This is a genomic window from Variovorax multivorans (assembly GCF_051216835.1).
Lineage (GTDB): Bacteria > Pseudomonadota > Gammaproteobacteria > Burkholderiales > Burkholderiaceae_C > Variovorax.
Map to the genome: position 1 here is coordinate 372,223 of NZ_JBPJZL010000001.1, position 18,916 is coordinate 391,138.

The 18,916-nt window shown below is 65.2% G+C and carries 14 protein-coding genes and 3 tRNA genes; 8 read left to right on the top strand and 9 right to left on the bottom strand.

What is annotated here, in order from left to right; translation table 11 throughout:
• Positions 1 to 381: 381 nt before the first annotated feature.
• The 7 genes from proV to ACSFCA_RS01805 all read left to right on the top strand — a co-directional run bounded on the left by proV (position 382) and on the right by ACSFCA_RS01805 (position 9,298).
• Entirely contained in the window at positions 382 to 1,635 is a 1,254-nt protein-coding gene (gene proV / locus ACSFCA_RS01775) for a glycine betaine/L-proline ABC transporter ATP-binding protein ProV (protein ID WP_435458413.1), read from the top strand.
• A 20-nt stretch (positions 1,636 to 1,655) separates the two neighbouring features.
• The gene (gene proW, locus ACSFCA_RS01780; RefSeq protein WP_258354409.1) at positions 1,656 to 2,801 is read left to right on the top strand and encodes a glycine betaine/L-proline ABC transporter permease ProW; all 1,146 of its coding nucleotides are present in this window, start codon (positions 1,656 to 1,658) and stop codon (positions 2,799 to 2,801) included.
• Between the two features lie 22 nt (positions 2,802 to 2,823).
• Entirely contained in the window at positions 2,824 to 3,840 is a 1,017-nt protein-coding gene (gene proX, locus ACSFCA_RS01785) for a glycine betaine/L-proline ABC transporter substrate-binding protein ProX (RefSeq protein WP_435458414.1), read from the top strand.
• Between the two features lie 57 nt (positions 3,841 to 3,897).
• A complete protein-coding gene (locus ACSFCA_RS01790; protein WP_435458415.1) occupies positions 3,898 to 5,451 on the top strand; it encodes a fumarate hydratase in 1,554 nt (517 codons plus the stop codon).
• Positions 5,448 to 6,239, top strand: a complete 792-nt coding sequence (gene murI, locus ACSFCA_RS01795) for a glutamate racemase (protein ID WP_435458416.1) — start codon at positions 5,448 to 5,450, stop codon at positions 6,237 to 6,239. Before ACSFCA_RS01790 ends, murI begins: the two co-directional genes overlap by 4 nt.
• A gap of 13 nt (positions 6,240 to 6,252) precedes the next feature.
• Complete coding sequence (locus tag ACSFCA_RS01800; RefSeq protein ID WP_435458417.1) at positions 6,253 to 7,032, top strand: PA3715 family protein; 780 nt, start codon at positions 6,253 to 6,255, stop codon at positions 7,030 to 7,032.
• An 88-nt stretch (positions 7,033 to 7,120) separates the two neighbouring features.
• The gene (locus ACSFCA_RS01805; RefSeq protein WP_435458418.1) at positions 7,121 to 9,298 is read left to right on the top strand and encodes an Ig-like domain-containing domain; all 2,178 of its coding nucleotides are present in this window, start codon (positions 7,121 to 7,123) and stop codon (positions 9,296 to 9,298) included.
• Here the strand turns inward: ACSFCA_RS01805 and ACSFCA_RS01810 are convergent.
• The 9 genes from ACSFCA_RS01810 to tig all read right to left on the bottom strand — a co-directional run bounded on the left by ACSFCA_RS01810 (position 9,295) and on the right by tig (position 17,636).
• Complete coding sequence (locus ACSFCA_RS01810) at positions 9,295 to 10,596, bottom strand: MFS transporter (RefSeq protein ID WP_435458419.1); 1,302 nt, start codon at positions 10,594 to 10,596, stop codon at positions 9,295 to 9,297. The genes ACSFCA_RS01805 and ACSFCA_RS01810 overlap by 4 nt on opposite strands.
• A 28-nt stretch (positions 10,597 to 10,624) precedes the next feature.
• Positions 10,625 to 11,266, bottom strand: a complete 642-nt coding sequence (locus ACSFCA_RS01815; protein ID WP_093056456.1) for a DUF6806 family protein — start codon at positions 11,264 to 11,266, stop codon at positions 10,625 to 10,627.
• 20 nt (positions 11,267 to 11,286) lie between these two features.
• A tRNA-Leu gene (locus ACSFCA_RS01820) sits at positions 11,287 to 11,378 on the bottom strand.
• Between the two features lie 100 nt (positions 11,379 to 11,478).
• Positions 11,479 to 11,552: transfer RNA gene (locus ACSFCA_RS01825), tRNA-Cys, on the bottom strand.
• Positions 11,553 to 11,615: 63 nt separating this feature from the next.
• Positions 11,616 to 11,691 (bottom strand) — tRNA-Gly (locus ACSFCA_RS01830).
• 61 nt (positions 11,692 to 11,752) lie between these two features.
• Positions 11,753 to 14,194: an endopeptidase La gene (gene lon, locus ACSFCA_RS01835; protein ID WP_093056455.1), complete on the bottom strand. Its 2,442-nt coding sequence runs from the start codon at positions 14,192 to 14,194 to the stop codon at positions 11,753 to 11,755.
• A gap of 23 nt (positions 14,195 to 14,217) precedes the next feature.
• Positions 14,218 to 15,483, bottom strand: a complete 1,266-nt coding sequence (clpX, locus tag ACSFCA_RS01840; protein WP_007829783.1) for an ATP-dependent Clp protease ATP-binding subunit ClpX — start codon at positions 15,481 to 15,483, stop codon at positions 14,218 to 14,220.
• 110 nt (positions 15,484 to 15,593) lie between these two features.
• Positions 15,594 to 16,202 (bottom strand): ATP-dependent Clp endopeptidase proteolytic subunit ClpP, encoded by a 609-nt coding sequence (gene clpP, locus ACSFCA_RS01845; protein WP_093056454.1) that lies wholly within the window; start codon positions 16,200 to 16,202, stop codon positions 15,594 to 15,596.
• Positions 16,203 to 16,319: 117 nt separating this feature from the next.
• Entirely contained in the window at positions 16,320 to 17,636 is a 1,317-nt protein-coding gene (gene tig / locus ACSFCA_RS01850; protein ID WP_258354402.1) for a trigger factor, read from the bottom strand.
• A 245-nt stretch (positions 17,637 to 17,881) separates the two neighbouring features.
• Between tig and ACSFCA_RS01855 the strand changes: the two genes are divergently transcribed.
• Positions 17,882 to 18,883: a tetratricopeptide repeat protein gene (locus tag ACSFCA_RS01855; protein ID WP_435458420.1), complete on the top strand. Its 1,002-nt coding sequence runs from the start codon at positions 17,882 to 17,884 to the stop codon at positions 18,881 to 18,883.
• Positions 18,884 to 18,916: the final 33 nt, after the last annotated feature.

Here is an 18,916-nt window from a genome sequence, read left to right on the forward strand (position 1 = left end):
CATGTCAAAAAGTTATGATCGAAGGCTTCTGACGACCAACAAGTCATGATGAGTTCGGGTTCTCCGCTCTCTTGAACTTGCAGGTCCCCCTTCACTACTCGCGGATCTCCGAATCCCGTCGCGGTGCAAGGTTCTCCCGCCGGGCCCAGCCCGGCAAACCGGCCGGATCTTTTCCGTCCCCATTGCCACGTCACGCTCATCCAGGCGGCGCCCCTCGACCAGGCCCGTTGCCCAGCGAATGAAGCGTCCGGCGGGCACTGGCTTCGTCGCCATGTCGTCTTCAGTGCCTGTCGGCAGCCCATCCAATGGGCTGGGGGCGTGGTCGCGTCGCCCTTGCGGGGGTGGCGATCTGTCAACCCCTCACCAAAGGAGCCCCGACGTATGGCCAAAGGAATTCTCATCGACCATGTCTTCAAGGTGTTCGGCGACGAGCCCGAACAAGCCCTGGAGCTGGTCCGGCAAGGTTTTTCCAAGAAGGAAATCCTGGCGCGCACCGGCCAGTCGATCGGCGTGTTCGACGCCACCTTCGAAATCCAGGCCGGAGAAATCTTCGTCATCATGGGTCTCTCGGGTTCGGGCAAGTCGACGCTGGTGCGCCTGCTCAACCGGCTGATCGAGCCGACCGCGGGCCGCATCGTGATCGACGGCGCGGACATCAACGAGCACTCCGACAACAAGCTGCGCGCGCTGCGCCGCAAGGACATCAGCATGGTGTTCCAGTCGTTCGCGCTGATGCCGCACATGACGGTGCGCGAGAACACCGCCTTCGGCCTCGAACTCTCGGGCACGAACAAGAAAGACCGCCTGGCGCAGGCTGACAAGGCGCTCGCGCAAGTGGGCCTGGCGGGCTGGGGCGACAGCTACCCCGACGAACTCTCGGGCGGCATGCAGCAGCGCGTGGGCCTGGCGCGGGCGCTGGCCTCGGACCCGTCGATCCTGCTGATGGACGAAGCCTTCTCGGCCCTCGACCCGATCATCCGCACCGAGATGCAGTCGGAGCTGCTGCGGCTGCAGCAGGAGCAACGCCGCACCATCGTCTTCATTTCGCACGACCTCGACGAAGCCATGCGCATCGGCGACCGCATTGCGATCATGAAGGACGGCCAGGTGATCCAGGTCGGCACGCCCGACGAGATTTTGCGCAGCCCCGCCAACGACTACGTGCGCAGCTTCGTGCGCGGCGTGGACGCGGCGGCCGTGTTCAAGGCGGCGGACATCGCGCGCAAGTCGCTCACCGTGGTGTGCGAGCACCCCGAGCGCGGTGCGCGCGCGGCGCTCAAGCTGCTGGAAGACCAGGACCGCGACTTCGCCTACGTGACGAGCCCCAACAAGCGCTTCCTCGGCGTGGTGTCGGCGGACACGCTGCGCGGCGCGCTCGATGGGCATTCGGGCCCGCTGGGGCTGCAGCACGCGTTCCTCAACGAGCTGCCACGCATCGACGCCGAAGCCCCGGTGGCAGGCCTGATCGGCCAGCTCGCGCAGGCGCCGTGCGCGCTGCCGGTGGTGGCGAGCGACGGCCGCTTCTGCGGCGCGATCAGCAAGACGACTCTGCTCAAGTTTCTCGACCGCGACACGCCGCCGATCGAACCCGTCTTGCCCAACGCCGCCCCCGCTCTCGCCGCCGAGCCGCACTGAATTCACGAAGGACCTGAACGATGAACGACAACACACTTCCTTCCGACCTGAACACGCCTGCAGCCCCCGCCTTCGTTGATCCGTGGGAAGCGCTCTCGGCCGCGCCCGACACCTCGGCCACCAGCGCCTGGCTCGACGCGCCGGTGAACGCCGCCCACCAACTTGCGGGACAAGCCGAAGCCGCCACCAGCGGCTTCCAGCTGCACCGCCTGTGGGACGGCTCGCTCCCCGTCGAATCGTGGATCAACCAGGGCCTCGGCTGGGTGGTCGAGCACTTCCGTCCCTTCTTCCAGACCGTGCGCCTGCCCATCGATAGCACGCTGAACTGGGTGCAGGGCCTGCTCACCGGCCTGCCCACGCTGGCGATGATCGCCCTCATCGGCCTCTTCGCCTGGCAGTTTGCCGGCCGCGCGCTGGCCATCGGCACCACGGTGGCGCTGCTGCTCGTGGCCATGCTCGGCATCTGGCCCGAGGCGATGGTGACGCTGTCGCTGGTGCTGACCTCGCTGGTGTTCTGCATGGTCATCGGCCTGCCGCTGGGTGTGCTGCTGGCCAGCAGCGACCGGGCTCAGCGAATCATGCGGCCGGTGCTCGACGCGATGCAGACCACGCCAGCGTTCGTCTACCTCGTGCCGGTGGTGATGCTGTTCGGCATCGGCAACGTGCCGGGCGTGATCGTGACGATCATCTTCGCGCTGGCGCCGCTGGTGCGCCTGACCAACCTCGGCCTGCGCCAGGTGCGCCCCGACCTCATCGAGGCCGCGCGCGCCTACGGCGCCTCGCCCTGGCAGATGTTGGTGAAGGTGCAATTGCCGCTGGCCATGCCGTCGATCATGGCGGGCATCAACCAGGCGCTGATGCTGTCGCTGTCGATGGTCGTCATCGCATCGATGATCGCCGTGGGCGGCCTGGGCCAGATGGTGCTGCGCGGCATCGGCCGGCTCGACATGGGCCTGGCGACCGTGGGCGGGCTGGGCATCGTGCTGCTGGCGATCTCGCTGGACCGGCTGACGCAGGCCATGGGCAAGTCGCGCCGCAGCGCTGGCCGCCGCTGGTGGCACACCGGGCCGGTGGGCTTCGCGCTGCGAGTGCTGCAGCGCCTCGTGGGTTCGCCTTCGCAACCGGGCAACCAGCCGGTTCCCGCCTTGTCCACGCAAGCGCAATAAACCACACGGAGGAACACAACGCATGAAGAAAACCAGTTTCATCGCACGTGGCCTGCTGGCCCTCGCCTTCGTGGCCTCGGGCATGGCCGCCCATGCTGCCAACGACCTGCCCGGCAAGGGCATCACCGTGCAGCCGCTGAAAAGCTCGCTCGCGGAAGAAGCCTTCCAGACGCTGCTGGTGATGCGCGCGCTCGAAAAGCTCGGCTACACCGTCGAGCCCATGAAAGACCTGGAGCCCGCCACCGAGCACCTGGCCATTGCCAACGGCGACGCCACTTTCATGGCCAACCACTGGAGCCTGCTGCACGCCGACTTCTACAAGAACAGCGGCGGCGACGCCAAACTGTGGCGCAAGGGCGTGTACTCCGACGGCGCCGTGCAGGGCTACCTGATCGACCGCAAGACGGCCGAGCAGTACGGCATCACGAACATCGCTCAGCTGAAGGACCCGGCGATTGCGAAGCTGTTCGACGCAGACGGCGACGGCAAGGCCGACCTCACGGGCTGCAACCCGGGCTGGGGCTGCGAGCTGGCCATCGAGAACCACCTGACGGCCTACCAGCTGCGCGACACTGTCACGCACAAGCAGGGCAGCTACGCCGCGCTGATGGCCGACACCATCGCCCGCTTCAAGCAAGACAAGCCGGTGCTGTACTACACGTGGACGCCGTACTGGGTGAGCGCCGTGCTGCGTCCGGGTACGGACGTTGTGTGGCTGCAGGTGCCCTTCTCGTCCTCGCAAGGTTCCTCGCAGGGCGGCAACGTCGATACGCAGCTGCCCAACGGCAAGAACTACGGCTTCCAGGCCAACCAGGAGCAGATCGTCGCCAACCGGGCCTTCGCCGAGAAGAACCCGGCCGCGGCCAAGCTCTTCGAGGTGATGAAGCTGCCGATCGGCGACATCAATGCCCAGAACCTGCGCATGAGCCAGGGCGCCAACACGCAGCAGGACGTGGAACGCCACACCGACGGGTGGATCCGGGTGCACCGCCCGCTGTTCGACGGCTGGATAGAGCAAGCCCGAGCCGCAGCGCGGTAGGCGCGTCGGCTGAGATAATCGGGGGGCGTTTCACACTCCAAGAAAACTCCCCCCACCATGACGACCACGATCCAGCAGGCCGACCTGATCGAATCGATCAGCGCCGCGCTGCAGTACATCAGCTACTACCACCCCGCCGACTACATCGCCCACCTGGCCCGCGCCTACGAGCGCGAGCAGAGCCTCGCGGCCAAGGACGCCATCGCGCAGATCCTGACCAACAGCAAGATGAGCGCCACGGGCCAGCGCCCGATCTGCCAGGACACCGGCATCGTCAACGTGTTCCTCAAGGTGGGCATGGACGTGCGCTGGGGCGGCTTCACCGGCAGCCTCGACGACGCCATCAACGAAGGCGTGCGCCGCGGCTACAACCACCCCGACAACACGCTGCGCGCCTCGGTCGTGGCCGATCCGCAGTTCGACCGCAAGAACACCAAGGACAACACGCCCGCGGTGATCTTCACCGAGATCGTGCCGGGCAACACCGTCGAAGTGACGGTCGCGGCCAAGGGCGGCGGCAGCGAGAACAAGAGCAAGCTGGTCATGCTGAACCCCAGCGACAGCGTGGTCGACTGGGTGCTCAAGACGGTGCCGACCATGGGCGCCGGCTGGTGCCCGCCGGGCATGCTGGGCATCGGCATCGGCGGCACGGCCGAGAAGGCCGCGCTGATGGCCAAGGAAAGCCTGATGGACGACCTCGACATGCACGAGCTGCAGGCCAAGAAGAAGTCGGGCGCCGAGCTGAGCAAGGTCGAGGCGCTGCGCATCGAGCTGTACGAGAAGGTCAACGCGCTGGGCATCGGCGCACAGGGCCTGGGTGGCCTGGCCACCGTGCTCGACGTCAAGATCCAGATGTACCCGACGCACGCGGCGAGCAAGCCCGTTGCGATGATCCCCAACTGCGCGGCCACCCGCCACGCGCACTTCACGATGGACGGCAGCGGCCCGGTCTACCTCGACCCGCCGTCGCTCGACCTGTGGCCCGACGTGAACTGGGCGCCTGACGAAAAGAAGAGCAAGCGCGTCGACCTCGACAAGCTCACGCCCGCCGAAGTGGCGAGCTGGAAGCCGGGCGACACGCTGCTGCTCAACGGCAAGATGCTCACCGGCCGCGATGCCGCGCACAAGCGCATCCAGGACATGCTGGCCAAGGGCGAGAAGCTGCCGGTGGACTTCACCAATCGCGTCATCTACTACGTCGGCCCGGTCGACCCGGTGGGCGACGAAGCCGTGGGCCCCGCCGGCCCGACCACCGCCACGCGCATGGACGGCTTCACCGAGATGATGCTGGCACAAACCGGCCTGATCGCGATGATCGGCAAGGCCGAGCGCGGCCCAGTCGCCATCGAGGCCATCAAGAAGCACAAGAGCGCCTACCTCATGGCCGTGGGCGGCGCTGCCTACCTCGTGAGCAAGGCCATCAAGACCGCCAAGGTGGTGGGCTTCCAGGACCTGGGCATGGAAGCCATCTATGAATTCGACGTGGTCGACATGCCCGTGACGGTGGCGGTCGACGCCGGCGGCACCAGCGCGCACATCACCGGCCCGGCCGAGTGGCAGAAGCGCATCGCCAGCGGCGAGTTCAAGACCATCATGATGGAAGAAGCTTGAGCGCTGTAGGCGTCTTCGACAGCGGAGTGGGCGGGCTCAGCGTGCTGGCCGCGCTGCGGGCCGAGCTGCCGCACGAACGCTTCGTGTACTTCGCCGACACGGCCTATGCGCCGTACGGCGAACGCGGAGACGCCTATGTGATCGAGCGCTCGCGCGCGGTGGTCGAACACCTGCGGCGCGAGCACGGCATCAAGGCGCTCGTGGTGGCCTGCAACACGGCCACCACAGCCGCCATCCATCTGATGCGCGCCGAGAATCCCGACCTGCCGATCGTCGGGCTGGAACCTGGCCTAAAGCCCGCGGTGGCTGCGAGCCGCACGGGACGCATCTCTGTGATGGCCACGCGCGGCACGCTGGCCAGCGCCAAGTACGCCACGCTGCGCGCCTCGTTCGCCGGGTCGGCCGATGTCCGTCCCGTGCCCTGCGACGGGCTCGTGAAGGCCATCGAAGGCTTCGACTCGGCAGGCATCGCGGCACTGTGCGAGCGCTACATGGCCGAGGCCGGCCCCTTCGGCGATGCGCCCGGAGAAGTCGACACAGTGGTGCTCGGATGCACCCACTACCCACTCGTGAAAGACGAGCTGCGCCGGCATGCGCCGGCCACGCTGCGCTTCATCGACACAGGCGTGCCGGTCGCGCAGCAGACGCGGCGCCTGTTGACCGCGGCGGGCCAGCTTGCGGACAGCGGCGGCGGTGGCCTGCTGCTGCAGAGCAGCGGCGACGTCGCCGTGCTCGAAGCCGCGGCCGCGCGATGGCTCGGGCTCCCCTCTGCTGCGGCCACGACCTGACCTGGTCCGAGTCATGCGTCTCCTGCGCCACGCCGCCCTCCTCCTGTGCCTCTCGGCCGCCGGCCTGAGCCACGCGGCCTGCGAGAGCGGACTGGCCGAGCGCATGCACGCCAAGCTGCATCCCAATCGCCCGCTCGACGAGCGGCTTGCCGCCTGCAAGGTATGGCCGGCTTTTCCGGGACGCAGCATCGTCGTGCTGCCGATGCCACGCGAAACCACCGACCGGGGCGCCAAGGTCTTCGACCTGGAAATCCTGCTGATCCAGCGCCCCGACAACGGCAATACCGATCGCGACACCGTCATCGGCCGGCTCGTGCAGCCCGAGGCGCTCGACGAAGACGCCACCACGTCGATCCAGGACATCCGCATCGACACCTCGCGCTACGTGCTGTCGCCCGAGGCCCGCGCCTTCGGCCTGCGCGTGCGCTACCGGGGCACCAACGCACCTGGCAGCCCGCTGGCCAGCGAAACCGTGCGGCTCTACGTGCACCACGGCAAACAGTTGCGCCAGGTGCTGCAGGAGATCGAACTCGACCACGACCACGGCGGGTGGGACTCGACCTGCACCGGCCACTTCGAGAAGCTGCGCACCATGTTGTCGATTGGCAAGGGCAGCAGCAACGGCTTTGCCGATCTGCAGCTGTCGCGCACGCTGCTGCAGAGCCGTGCGCAGGAGCAGGAAGACCAGGGCTGCGTGGAGAAGGCGCTGCCCGCGAAGTTCGACACCGTCACGCTGCGCTATGACGGGGAGCGGTTCAAGGTGCCGAAATCGCTACAGCAACAGACGCCCTGACGGGCAGCTGAATTAGTGCAGTTTTTCACGGTACCGTCACGCGAAAGTACCAGCATGCGCGGTTTGTCCAGAACAACAACCGCGCACCATGAACCCTCTCGCCACCTCCCGCATTCCCTTCAAACCCATGCTGCTCGCCAGTGTCCTGTCCGCGTTGCTGGCTGCGTGCGGCGGCGGTAGCGACGGAGGTGGCAGCTTCTTTCCGACCACGCCACCCGCGGCGGTCGCTCCGCCAGTGACGCAGCCGCCGGCTCCGGAGCCGGACCAGCTCCTTTCCAAAGCCGAGTTCACGCCCAATGCCAACACGACGGAGGGCTCGTCGGATGCATCAACCGCCTTCGCCCTGCCCGACGGCTTCATGCTCGTGGCCGACGACGAGGCCAACGTGCTGCGCGTCTATCCGCGCGCTGGCGGGGCCGCGGTAAAGGAATGGAGCTACGAACTCGAAGGGCCGAAGCTCGGCAAGGAACTCGACCTCGAAGCCGGCACGCGCATCGGCGACACGCTATACCTCACCGGCTCCAACAGCAACAAGAAAGACGGCAGCGACGCGCCCGACCGTTCGCACCTGTTCGCCGTGAAAGTCACGGGCACGGGGGCCACCACCGCCTTCACCTATGTCGGCCAATTTTCGGCGCTTGAAGCTCAACTCGTGGCCTGGGACGTCGCCAACGGCCACGGCCTGGGCGCCAACTATCTCGGCTTCGCCCTATCGGCCGGGGCCGGCATCGTGCCCGAACGGGTCGACGGCTTCTCAATCGAGGGCATGACCAGCGCGCCGGGCGACAGCGCCCTGTGGCTCGGCTTCCGCGCACCGCAGACCGGCACTTCCACGCGCGCGAAGGCGCTCATCGTGCCGGTGCAGAACTACGCCGCGTTGGTCGCGGGCACGGCCACGCAGGCCACATTCGGTGCCCCCATCGAACTGGAGCTCGGGGGTCGCGGCATCCGTTCGATCGACAAGGGCACCGATGGCAACTACCTGATCGTCGCTGGCCCTGCGGGCGCCGCCAGCGCGGACGTCGACCGCAACTTCGCACTCTTCGCATGGAACGGCAACCCGGACAGCGCACCGGTCGAGCTGTCGAACGACCTCGACAAGCTGCGCAAGAACACGGGCGGCAGCTTCGAATCGACCGTCGAAGTGCCCGGCCCGGTAACGGCAGGCACCGAGGTGCAACTGCTGCTGGACAACGGCGACACCGTCTGGCCGGGCCAGACAGACGCCTCGAAGGACCTGCCGCCAGCCGACCAGAAGTTCGACGGTTTCGTCGTGCGCCTGGGCCAGCCCTGGATCGACACCGCCGGCCCGGTGCTGCGCAGCGCCTCGCCCAAGGCCTCGGACGGCAGCGTCGGCGCAAACGCGAAAATCACGCTGAGCTTCAACGAAGGCGTGCGCCTGGGCGCAGGCAACCTCGTGCTGCACAAGACCGACGGTACGGTGGTCGAGAGCTTCTCGGCCAGCAGCCCAGCCGCGAGCGTGCAGCGCGCGTTCAACACGATCACGCTGACGCCAAGCCAACCGCTGGCATCGTCGACCAGCTACTACGTGACCGTGGATGCCAATGCAATCACGGATGCCAAGGGCAATGCCTACGCCGGCATCGCCGACGCGACCACGCTGAGCTTCACCACCAGCGCGCCACCCGCGTTGGCCGCCGGCGACATCCTCTTCGTTGGCGCGAACGCCGACAAGACCGACGCGTTCGCCTTCGTGCTGCTCAAGCCGATGGACACGGGCACGAACATCGTGTTCACCGACCGCGACCGCACCGCCACCGACTTCAACGGCATCACCAACGAGAGCGCCTTCGTCTGGACCGCCGACCGCAGCCTGCCGGCGGGCACCATCGTGACCATCCAGCCGGATGTGAAGAACACGAATCCGATCGCCAACATCGGCACCGTGCAGGGCGCGGGAGGCGGCATCAGCGCGAGTTACGAAACGATCTACGCCTTTGTCGGCGGCACCATCGCTGGCCTGGGCACCGGCACTGCCGGCACGATCAGCGGTGTGGGAACCTACCTGGCCAGCATCACACTGGGGCCGGTGCCCAACTCGGACGCCATTCCCACCAGCTTGACGGCCGCGGGCGCCGCGATCAGCTTCGTGGACAAGTTCGATGTGCTCTACAACGGCCCGATGCTGCCAGCATCGCCGACGTCGACCGACATCGCGAACTTCGCCGCGAGCGTGAAGAACACGGCCAACTGGAAGTCCCAGAGCGGCACTGGCTGGCCTCTGACGAACAACAGCCTGTTTTAACTGCGTAGCGCGGCCTCGCGGCCGCGCTGCATATCGATCGGCAGCAGCAGCAACAGCCCCGCCACAAACAGCACCGCGGTCGACAGGATCGCGATGCGCTGGTTGCCGCCGGTCATCCACGTGATGGCGCCGAAGCTCAGCGGGCCGATGATGCTTGCCAGCCGTGTCGCGAAAGTCCAGAGCCCGAAGAACTCCGCGAGCTGTTGCGGCGGCGCCAGATAGCCCGTCATGGCGCGGCCGGCCGATTGACTCGATCCCATGGCCAGCCCTGCGATGGCGGCCGCCCACCAGAAGCCGCCCTTGGTCGTCACCAGCGCGGCGATCACGCAGACCGCGATCCAGGCGACCAGCGTGCCGGCCAGCGAGACCTTGTGGCCGACGCGGTCTTGGACGTAGCCGAAGCTGAAGGCGCCAAGCGCCGCCGCGATATTGAGCACGAAGATCAGCACCATGGTTTCGCTCGCAACGAAGCCGATCACCTGTTCCGCGTAGATTGCCGCGAGCGTGATGGCAACCGCCACGCCGCCCTGGTAGCAAACCGTGCAGGCCAGCAGCCACATGAAGTCGCGATAGGCCCGGGCCTGCCGGTATGTGGCGCGGAGCTGCTGCCATGCACCGCCCTGCTCCGCGCGAGCCGTCTGGGGCGTTGCGCGCTCAGGCAGCAACATGAAAGTGACGCAAGCGGCTCCACCGTAGATGACTGCCGTGATCAGCATCGTCACCGGCACGAAATGCGCTGCCGGCAAGCCCTTCGATTGCGACCACAACACATAGGCCAGGCAGATACCCAGCGCCAGCATGCCGCCGACGTAGCCGAAGGCCCAGCCCCATCCGCTGACCTTGCCCATGCCCTCGGCCGTGGCGAGCTCGGGCAGGAAGGCGCCCGTGAGGGATTCGCCGTAGGAATAGAAAGCATTGGAGACGATCACCAGCGCCATCGCCAGCGCGACGCCGGACGCGCCCGAAAAACTCGGCGTGATGGCAAGCGCCGCTGTAGCGAAGACGCAGCCGACAGTCGCGAAAACGAGCACCCGCTTCTTGGCCGCGCGCAAGTCGGCCCAGGCGCCGATGGCTGGCATCGTGAGCATCACGATCGCGTAGGAGGTACTGAGCGCCGCCGTCCATGCGAAGGCGGCCCACGGGGCGCCCTTGGCGATGCCACCCACGAAGTAGGCGGCGAACACGGCCGTGATGACGACCGTGGTGTAGCCCGAGTTGGCGAAGTCGTACATCGCCCAGCCGAAGACCTCGCGCTTGCGAACGCCCGGACGCAGCGCGGAGGCGGGAAACAGGGCCATGCGGCCTTGGATCAGGGCGTCGGGTTGCTTAGTGCAGGTGACGCGGACGGCGACCGCCGCCATGGCCACCACCGCTGCCGCCACTGCCCGGGCCACCGGTGCCGCGCGGACGCTTGCCGATTTCGAGCGAGTTCACGAGTGCGTCGAAACGATCGCTGAAGAGGCGGTCGATCTCGGAGACCACGCCACCCAGTTCGGCGCCGTCGAAGTGGCGCTCCATGAGGTTGACGACGTCTTCCACCAGCAGGTCACGCTGCACCTGCATGATCGCGGCCGGGTTCGGGCCGACGAACAGCATCAGGAAGTCGTCACGCGATTCTTCTTCGGGGTCGCCCTCTTCCTCGTCGAAGTCGGTGTCGTAGAAGGTGACCTCGATGGCCGCGCCGCGTTCGGAGAGCTCGTTCAGGCCCATGCACATCTCGTCGAGCGCCTGGCGGAAATCTTCGTCGCCGGGCACGGTCCAGCACATCTGCAACGTGTGGTCTTTCTGCTCGAAGCGGATGCCGGGCTCTTCTTCGTAGGTGCTGGTCGCACCGTCGGCCAGCGACTTGGCGCCGGCGTACTTCCAGAGCGGCTTGAGCGCTTCCTGGATCTGGTCGAAGGTCACGTCCGAACGCAGCGGCACGTCGCCGTGCACATGGATCTCAAATGGAGCGTTGTAGCGAGGCATCGAATGCTCCCTTGTAAGTTTGGTACCCGGAACGGGGGTCGAACCCGTATGCCCCGATTAAGGAAGCGGCGGATTTTAAGTCCGATGTGTCTACCAATTTCACCATCCGGGCGTCAGGTTGAACATCGACGATAACCCAAACAAAACAAGCCCCGGCAACGTGGGTTGGCGGGGCTTGGTAGTCGGAGTCGAATCTGGTTGAACCGAGAGAGTGGAGGCGCGACCCGGAGTCGAACCGGGCTAGACGGATTTGCAATCCGTTGCATAACCGCTTTGCTATCGCGCCACGCAGAAATACGAAATCGAACTAGCGAAAAAAAGGGAAGCTGTTGCTTCCCTTTTTCAAAACTGGAGCGGGAAAAGAGTCTCGAACTCTCGACCTCAACCTTGGCAAGGTTGCGCTCTACCAACTGAGCTATTCCCGCGTTTCGAGCCTCGAATTATATACCAGTTTTTCGAGGCTCCACAAGTTTTGCGATCAACCGGTCAGTGCTTGACCGAGCCTTCCGAAGCTGGCGCTCCCGCGCGCTGCTTGGCCAGTTCGGCCACCGCAGCCGCGGATGCAGCCACCTCTTCGTCGGACAGCGGCTCGGGCATTTTCTCGAGAGCGATCTCGAGCACCTTGTCGATCCACTTCACAGGCACGATCTCGAGGCCGTTCTTCACGTTCTCGGGAATCTCCTGCAGGTCCTTGGCGTTCTCTTCCGGAATCAGCACGGTCTTGATACCGCCGCGCAGTGCGGCCAGCAGCTTTTCCTTCAGACCACCGATGGCCGTCACCTCGCCGCGCAAGGTGATTTCGCCGGTCATCGCGACGTCGCTGCGCACGGGGATGCCCGTGAGCGCCGACACGAAGGCCGTCGTCATCGCCGCGCCCGCGCTCGGGCCGTCCTTTGGCGTGGCGCCATCGGGCACGTGGATGTGGATATCGCGCTTCTCGAACGCCTCGTCCTTGATGCCAAGGCGGCGCGAGCGGCTGCGCACCACGGTGCGTGCAGCCTCGACCGATTCCTTCATCACATCGCCCAGCGAACCGGTGCGGCTGATCACGCCCTTGCCGGGCATGGTCACGGCTTCGATCGTCAGCAGATCGCCGCCAACTTCGGTCCATGCGAGGCCAACCACCTGGCCGACCTGGTTCTGCTTCTCGGCGAGGCCGAAGCTGTACTTGCGCACGCCAAGGAACTCGTTGAGATTCGTGCCGTCGACCGTGACCTTGGGCGTGAACTGCTTGAGCAGCAGGCCCTTCACCACCTTGCGGCAGATCTTGGACAGTTCGCGCTCGAGCGAACGCACACCCGCTTCACGCGTGTAGTAGCGCACGATGTCGCGCACAGCCTCTTCGGTGACAAGGAGTTCTTCTTCCTTGACGCCGTTGTTCTTCAACTGCTTCGGCAGCAGGTACTTGATCGCGATGTGCGTCTTCTCGTCCTCGGTGTAGCCCGAGAGGCGGATGACTTCCATGCGGTCCAGCAACGCCGGCGGAATGTTCATCGAATTCGAGGTGGCGACGAACATCACGTCGCTCAGGTCGAAGTCGACTTCCACGTAGTGGTCGCCAAAGGTGTGGTTCTGCTCGGGGTCGAGCACTTCGAGCAGCGCGCTCGACGGGTCGCCGCGGAAGTCCGTGCCCAGCTTGTCGATTTCGTCGAGCAGGAACAGCGGATTGCGCGTGCCGATCTTGCTCAGGCCCTGCAGCACCTTGCCCGGCAGCGCGCCGATGTAGGTGCGGCGATGGCCGCGAATTTCGGCTTCGTCGCGCATGCCGCCCAACGCCATGCGGGTGTACTTGCGGCCGGTCGCCTTGGCGATCGACTGCCCCAGCGAGGTCTTGCCCACGCCCGGAGGTCCCACGAGGCACAGGATCGGCGCCTTGACCTTGTCGACACGTTGCTGCACCGCGAGATATTCGAGGATGCGGTCCTTGACTTTCTCCAGGCCGTAGTGGTCGGCATTGAGCACAGCCTCGGCATTGGCCAGGTCGTGCTTGATCTTGGTCTTCTTGCTCCAGGGCAGGCCGATCAGCACGTCGATGTAGTTGCGCACCACGGTGGCTTCGGCCGACATGGGTGACATCAGCTTGAGCTTCTTGAGCTCGCCCTCGGCCTTCTTCAGGCCTTCCTTGGACATCTTGGCAAGCTTGATCTTCTTCTCGATCTCCTCGATGTCCGCGCCCTCTTCGCCTTCCCCGAGCTCCTTCTGGATGGCCTTGACCTGCTCGTTGAGGTAGAAGTCGCGCTGGTTCTTTTCCATCTGGCGCTTCACGCGGCCACGGATCTTCTTGTCGACGTTGAGGATGTCGACTTCGCGCTCGAGCTGCCCGAACAGGTTCTCCAGGCGCGCCTTGACGTCGTCGAGGTCGAGCACGGCCTGCTTGTTGTCGAGCTTGAGCGGCAGGTGCGCGGCGATGGTGTCCGCGAGGCGGCCCGGATCGTCGATGCTCGAGATCGAGGTCAGGATCTCGGGCGGAATCTTCTTGTTCAGCTTGACGTACTGGTCGAACTGCTGCATCACCGCGCGGCGCAGCGCCTCGACTTCGGTGCCCTTCTCGCCGCCTTCGGGCGCCTCGACGGGCGTCACGTTGGCCGAGAAGTGCGTCTCGCCGTCATCGATGCGGTTCACGCGTGCGCGCTGCTGGCCTTCGACCAGCACCTTCACCGTGCCGTCGGGCAGCTTGAGCATCTGCAGGATGGTCGAGACGCAGCCGACCTCGAACATGTCCTCGACCGAGGGCTCGTCCTTGGCGGCGGCCTTCTGGGCCACCAGCATGATGCGGCGCTCCGCCTCCATGGCCAGCTCGAGCGCCTTGATGCTCTTGGGGCGACCCACGAAGAGCGGGATCACCATGTGGGGAAACACCACGACGTCGCGCAGCGGCAGCAGCGGCAGGTCGAGGGCTTCGGGAGGCAGAGGGGTGTGGCCAGACATGCAGATCCTTCGCGTCTTTGGCTTTAGGCCTTTTTCGCCGCTTCGCGGTACACGAGCAGCGGGGGCTTGTTTTCGTCGATGGTCGATTCCTCGACCACCACCTTGTCGACATTGGTCGCGTTCGGCAATTCGAACATGGTGTCGATCAGCGACTGTTCAAGGATCGAGCGCAAACCGCGTGCACCGGTCTTCCGGGCAAGGGCCTTGCGTGCGATCGCCTTGAGCGCCGCAGGGCGAATCTCGAGGTCCACGCCTTCCATCTGCAGCAGCTTGGTGAACTGCTTGACCACCGCGTTCTTGGGCTCAGTCAGGATCTGGACCAGCGCATCCTCGCTGAGTTCCGCGAGCGATGCGACCACGGGCATACGGCCCACGAGTTCGGGGATCAGGCCGAACTTGATCAGGTCTTCGGGTTCGACTTCGCGGAACACCTCGGTGATGCTACGTTGGGCCTTGCTCTTGACCGCGGCGCCGAAGCCAATGCCCGAGGCCTCGGTGCGGTTTTCGATGACCTTCTCGAGGCCAGCGAACGCGCCGCCGCAGATGAACAGGATGTTGGTCGTGTCGATCTGCAGGAAGTCTTGATTAGGGTGCTTGCGCCCGCCTTGCGGCGGCACGCTGGCCATCGTGCCTTCGATGAGCTTCAGCAGGGCCTGCTGCACGCCCTCGCCCGACACGTCGCGCGTGATCGAGGGGTTGTCGGATTTGCGCGAGATCTTGTCGATTTCGTCGATGTAGACGATGCCGCGCTGGGCGCGTTCGACCTCGTAGTTGCAGCTTTGCAGCAGCTTCTGGATGATGTTCTCGACGTCTTCGCCCACATAGCCGGCTTCGGTCAGCGTGGTGGCGTCGGCCATCACGAAAGGCACGTCGAGCATGCGCGCGAGCGTTTGCGCCAGCAGCGTCTTGCCCGAGCCCGTGGGGCCGATCAGCAGGATGTTGCTCTTGCTGAGCTCGACGTCGTCGCCCTTGGCCTTTTCCTTGTGGCGCAGGCGCTTGTAGTGGTTGTAGACCGCCACCGACAGCATGCGCTTGGCCGGCTCCTGGCCGATCACGTAGTTGTCGAGGTTGGTCTTGATCTCCAGCGGAGTCGGCAGATCGCTGCGTGCCTCACGCGCTTCTTCGCCCGCGGGGAGCTCGTCGCGGATGATCTCGTTGCAAAGGTCGATGCACTCGTCGCAGATGAAGACCGAAGGGCCCGCGATCAGCTTCTTGACCTCGTGCTGGCTTTTGCCGCAGAACGAGCAATAAAGCGTTTTTTCGCTGGAAGAGCCTTTTTTATCGGCCATGGACTTTTGCCTCGTGACAGGGTATGCACAATGATAACTAAACAAAAACGGCGTTTCCCGTGTGGAAAACGCCGTTTTTTGCCATTTGGCGCCACCGGCGCCCCGCAGCTCTAACCGCGCTTGGCGACGACCTGGTCCACCAGACCGTATTCCTTGGCCTCGTCGGCCGTGAGGAAATAGTCGCGCTCGGTGTCGGCCTTGACCTTTTCCAGCGGCTGGCCGGTGCGTTCGGCCAGGATGCGGTTCATCTGGTCTTTGGTGCGCAGGATGTCGCGCGCATGGATCTCGATGTCGGTCGCCTGGCCGCGTGCGCCGCCCAGCACCTGGTGGATCATGATCTTCGAGTTGGGCAGCGAGAAACGCTTGCCCTTCTCGCCAGCCGCCAGCAGGAAGGCGCCCATGCTGGCCGCGAAGCCCAGGCACATGGTCGACACGTCAGGCTTGATGAACTGCATGGTGTCGTAGATCGCCATGCCGGCGCTCACGCTGCCACCTGGGGAATTGATGTAGAACGAGATGTCCTTGTCCGGGTTTTCGCTCTCGAGGAACAGCAGCTGGGCCACCACGAGATTGGCCGTCTGGTCGTTGACCTCGCCTACCAGGAAAATGATGCGTTCCTTGAGGAGACGCGAATAGATGTCATAGGACCGCTCGCCGCGGCCCGACTGCTCGATGACCATCGGGACCATGCCGAGGCCTTGAATTTCGTTTGCGATCATGAATTAGCTCTCCGGGAAGATGGGATCGTTCACTGCTGTTTGCACTGTACGCCAGAGTGAAATGGGGCTCGTGCCGCAAAGCACAAGCCCCATTGGCGTAGCGGGCGGCAGTGGAAATCAGCCTTGCTGTTGCGCCATCAGTTCGTCGAACGACACCGACTTTTCGTTGACCTTGGCCTTGCCCAAGACGAAATCGGTCACGTTGTTCTCGATGACCACGGCTTCGACTTCAGCCAGGCGGTTGTTGTCGCTGAAGTACCAGCGCACCACGTCGGCCGGCTTTTCGTAGCTGGCGGCCAGTTCGTCGATGTGGGCCTTGATCTGCTCGGGCTTGGCCTGCAGGTTGTTGGCACGCACCAGCTCAGCCACCACGAGGCCCAGGCGCACGCGGCGCTCGGCTTGCGGGCGAAACACTTCGTCGGGAATCGGGGCCTTGTCGGCGTCCTTGATGCCGCGCTGCTTCAGTTCTGCGCGGGCGCCTTCGACCATGCGGTTGACTTCAGACTGCACGCTGGCGTTCGGCAGGTCGAGCTCGGCATTGGCCACCAGGGCGTCCATCACGGCGTTCTTGTTGCGGGCCAGCAGGCGGAACTTCACTTCGCGCTCGAGGTTGCGCTTGATGTCGGCGCGCAGGCCTTCGACCGTGGCTTCGGCGATGCCGAGCGACTTGGCGAGCTGCTCGTTGACTTCGGGCAGGTGCGAGGCTTCGATCTTCTTCAGGGTGACCATGAAGTCGGCTTGCTTGCCGGCCACGTCCTTGCCGTGGTAGTCGGCCGGGAACGACAGCGGGAAGGTGCGGCTGTCGCCGGACTTCATGCCGCGCACGGCGTCTTCGAATTCCTTGAGCATCTGGCCTTCGCCGACGACGAACTGGAAGTCTTCGGCCTTGCCGCCCTGGAAGGGCTCGCCGTCGATCTTGCCTTCGAAGTCGACGGTCACGCGATCGTCGTCTTGCGCCACGGCGTCTTGCGCGCGCTGGGCGAAGGTACGGCGCTGCTTGCGCAGGATGTCGAGGGTCTTGTCGATGGCGTCGTCGCCCACTTCGGCCGAGAGCTTCTCGACTTCGGCGCCGGACAGGTCATTGATCTTGACTTCGGGGAACACTTCGAAGACCGCGTCGAAGGCCAGTTCGCCTTCGGGTGCGTCTTCTTTTTCGGTGATGCGGGGCTGGCCGGCAACGCGCAGCTTGGCTTCGTTGGCGGCTTGCGAGAAGGCCTCGCCGACCTTGTCGTTCATGACTTCGTAGTGCACCGAGTAGCCATAGCGCTGGGCCACGACGTTCATCGGCACCTTGCCGGGACGGAAGCCGTCCATCTTGACGGTGCGCGCGAGCTTCTTGAGGCGCGAATCGACTTCGGACTGGATGGTGCCGACCGGCAGGGTCAGCGTGATCTTGCGTTCGAGCTTCTCGAGAGTTTCAACGTTCACGGTCATGATGTCTTCCTTGTGAGGGGGCTGGGGCGCGGGGCCTGCATCTTTTTCTCAATACAGATCAAGGACTTACACGCGCTAGCGGGATTTAAGCGGAGGCACACGCGTGCCGCGCGCAAAACTGGGCAACCCGCGATTCTAATCGGCTGGAGACACCCCTTTTGGCCAGGCCGGAGGTCTGCACGCGGAGATTTCACCTCCATCGCCTTTACAGTGGCTGCGATTCGCCATTGCCCACAGGAATGCCCATGCTCCTACAGCGACTGTTCGCCGCCCTCGCCTTCACCCTGATCCTCGTATTCGGCATGCCATCGCCCGCGCTGGCCAAGACAGCGGGCGCGCCGGCGACGAAAGAGCCGACCATCCAGCAGATCTACGAGGCGGCGAATGGCGGCAGGATGGCGGAAGCCGACGCGATGATCGCGAAGGTGCTGAAGAACCACCCCAACAGCGCGAAGGCCCACTACGTTCACGCCGAACTCCTCGCGATGAACGGCAAGCTCGACGACGCCAGGGACGAACTGTCGCAGGCCAAGGAGCTGTCACCGGGCCTCAAGTTCGCGAAGGCCGACTCGGTCGCCAAGCTCGAACGCAAGCTCGAGAAACCAGCCGAGATCAAGGCCGAGCCACCGCCGCCCGTGCCCAGCCCGGTCACCGCGCCAGCCCTTTCCCCCGAGAAGGCGGACACCGCGTCGTCATCCGGCCCGATCCCCTGGACTCCGATCGGCATCGTGGCCCTGTTCATCGTCGCCTACCTCGTCTTCCAGCGGCGCAGGCGCGCCACCACGTTCGATGTGCCTGCCGCCGCTGGCGCGCCACGGTTCTCCAGGCCCACCAGCGACTCGTCCATGGGCTATGGCAGCGCGGACCAGGACAGGGAGTACCCCGCCTCCGCTCCCGCAGCAGCCAGCCAGGGGCCGGGCATCGGCGGTGCGCTGGCAGCCGGGGCCGTGGCAGGCGTCGGCGCGGTAGTTGCCGGTGAAGTGCTGCGCCACCTGCTGAACGACCGCTCCGACGACAACCGGGGCAGCACGATCAACATCTTCAACAACCACCGCGACAGCCACGGCAACGCCAGCATGGGACGCAGCCTCTGGCCCTCGTCCGACCCGGAGCCGGAGCAGCAACCCGACCGCAGCTTCGTGGACAACGATTTCGGCATCAAGGACACGAGCTCGTGGGACGACTCGAGCAGCAGTAGCAGCTCCGATAGCAGCAGCAGTGACAGCAGTAGCAGCAGCGATTGGTAGAAGGTAGAAAAGAAAAAGCCCCGTTCCTTGCGA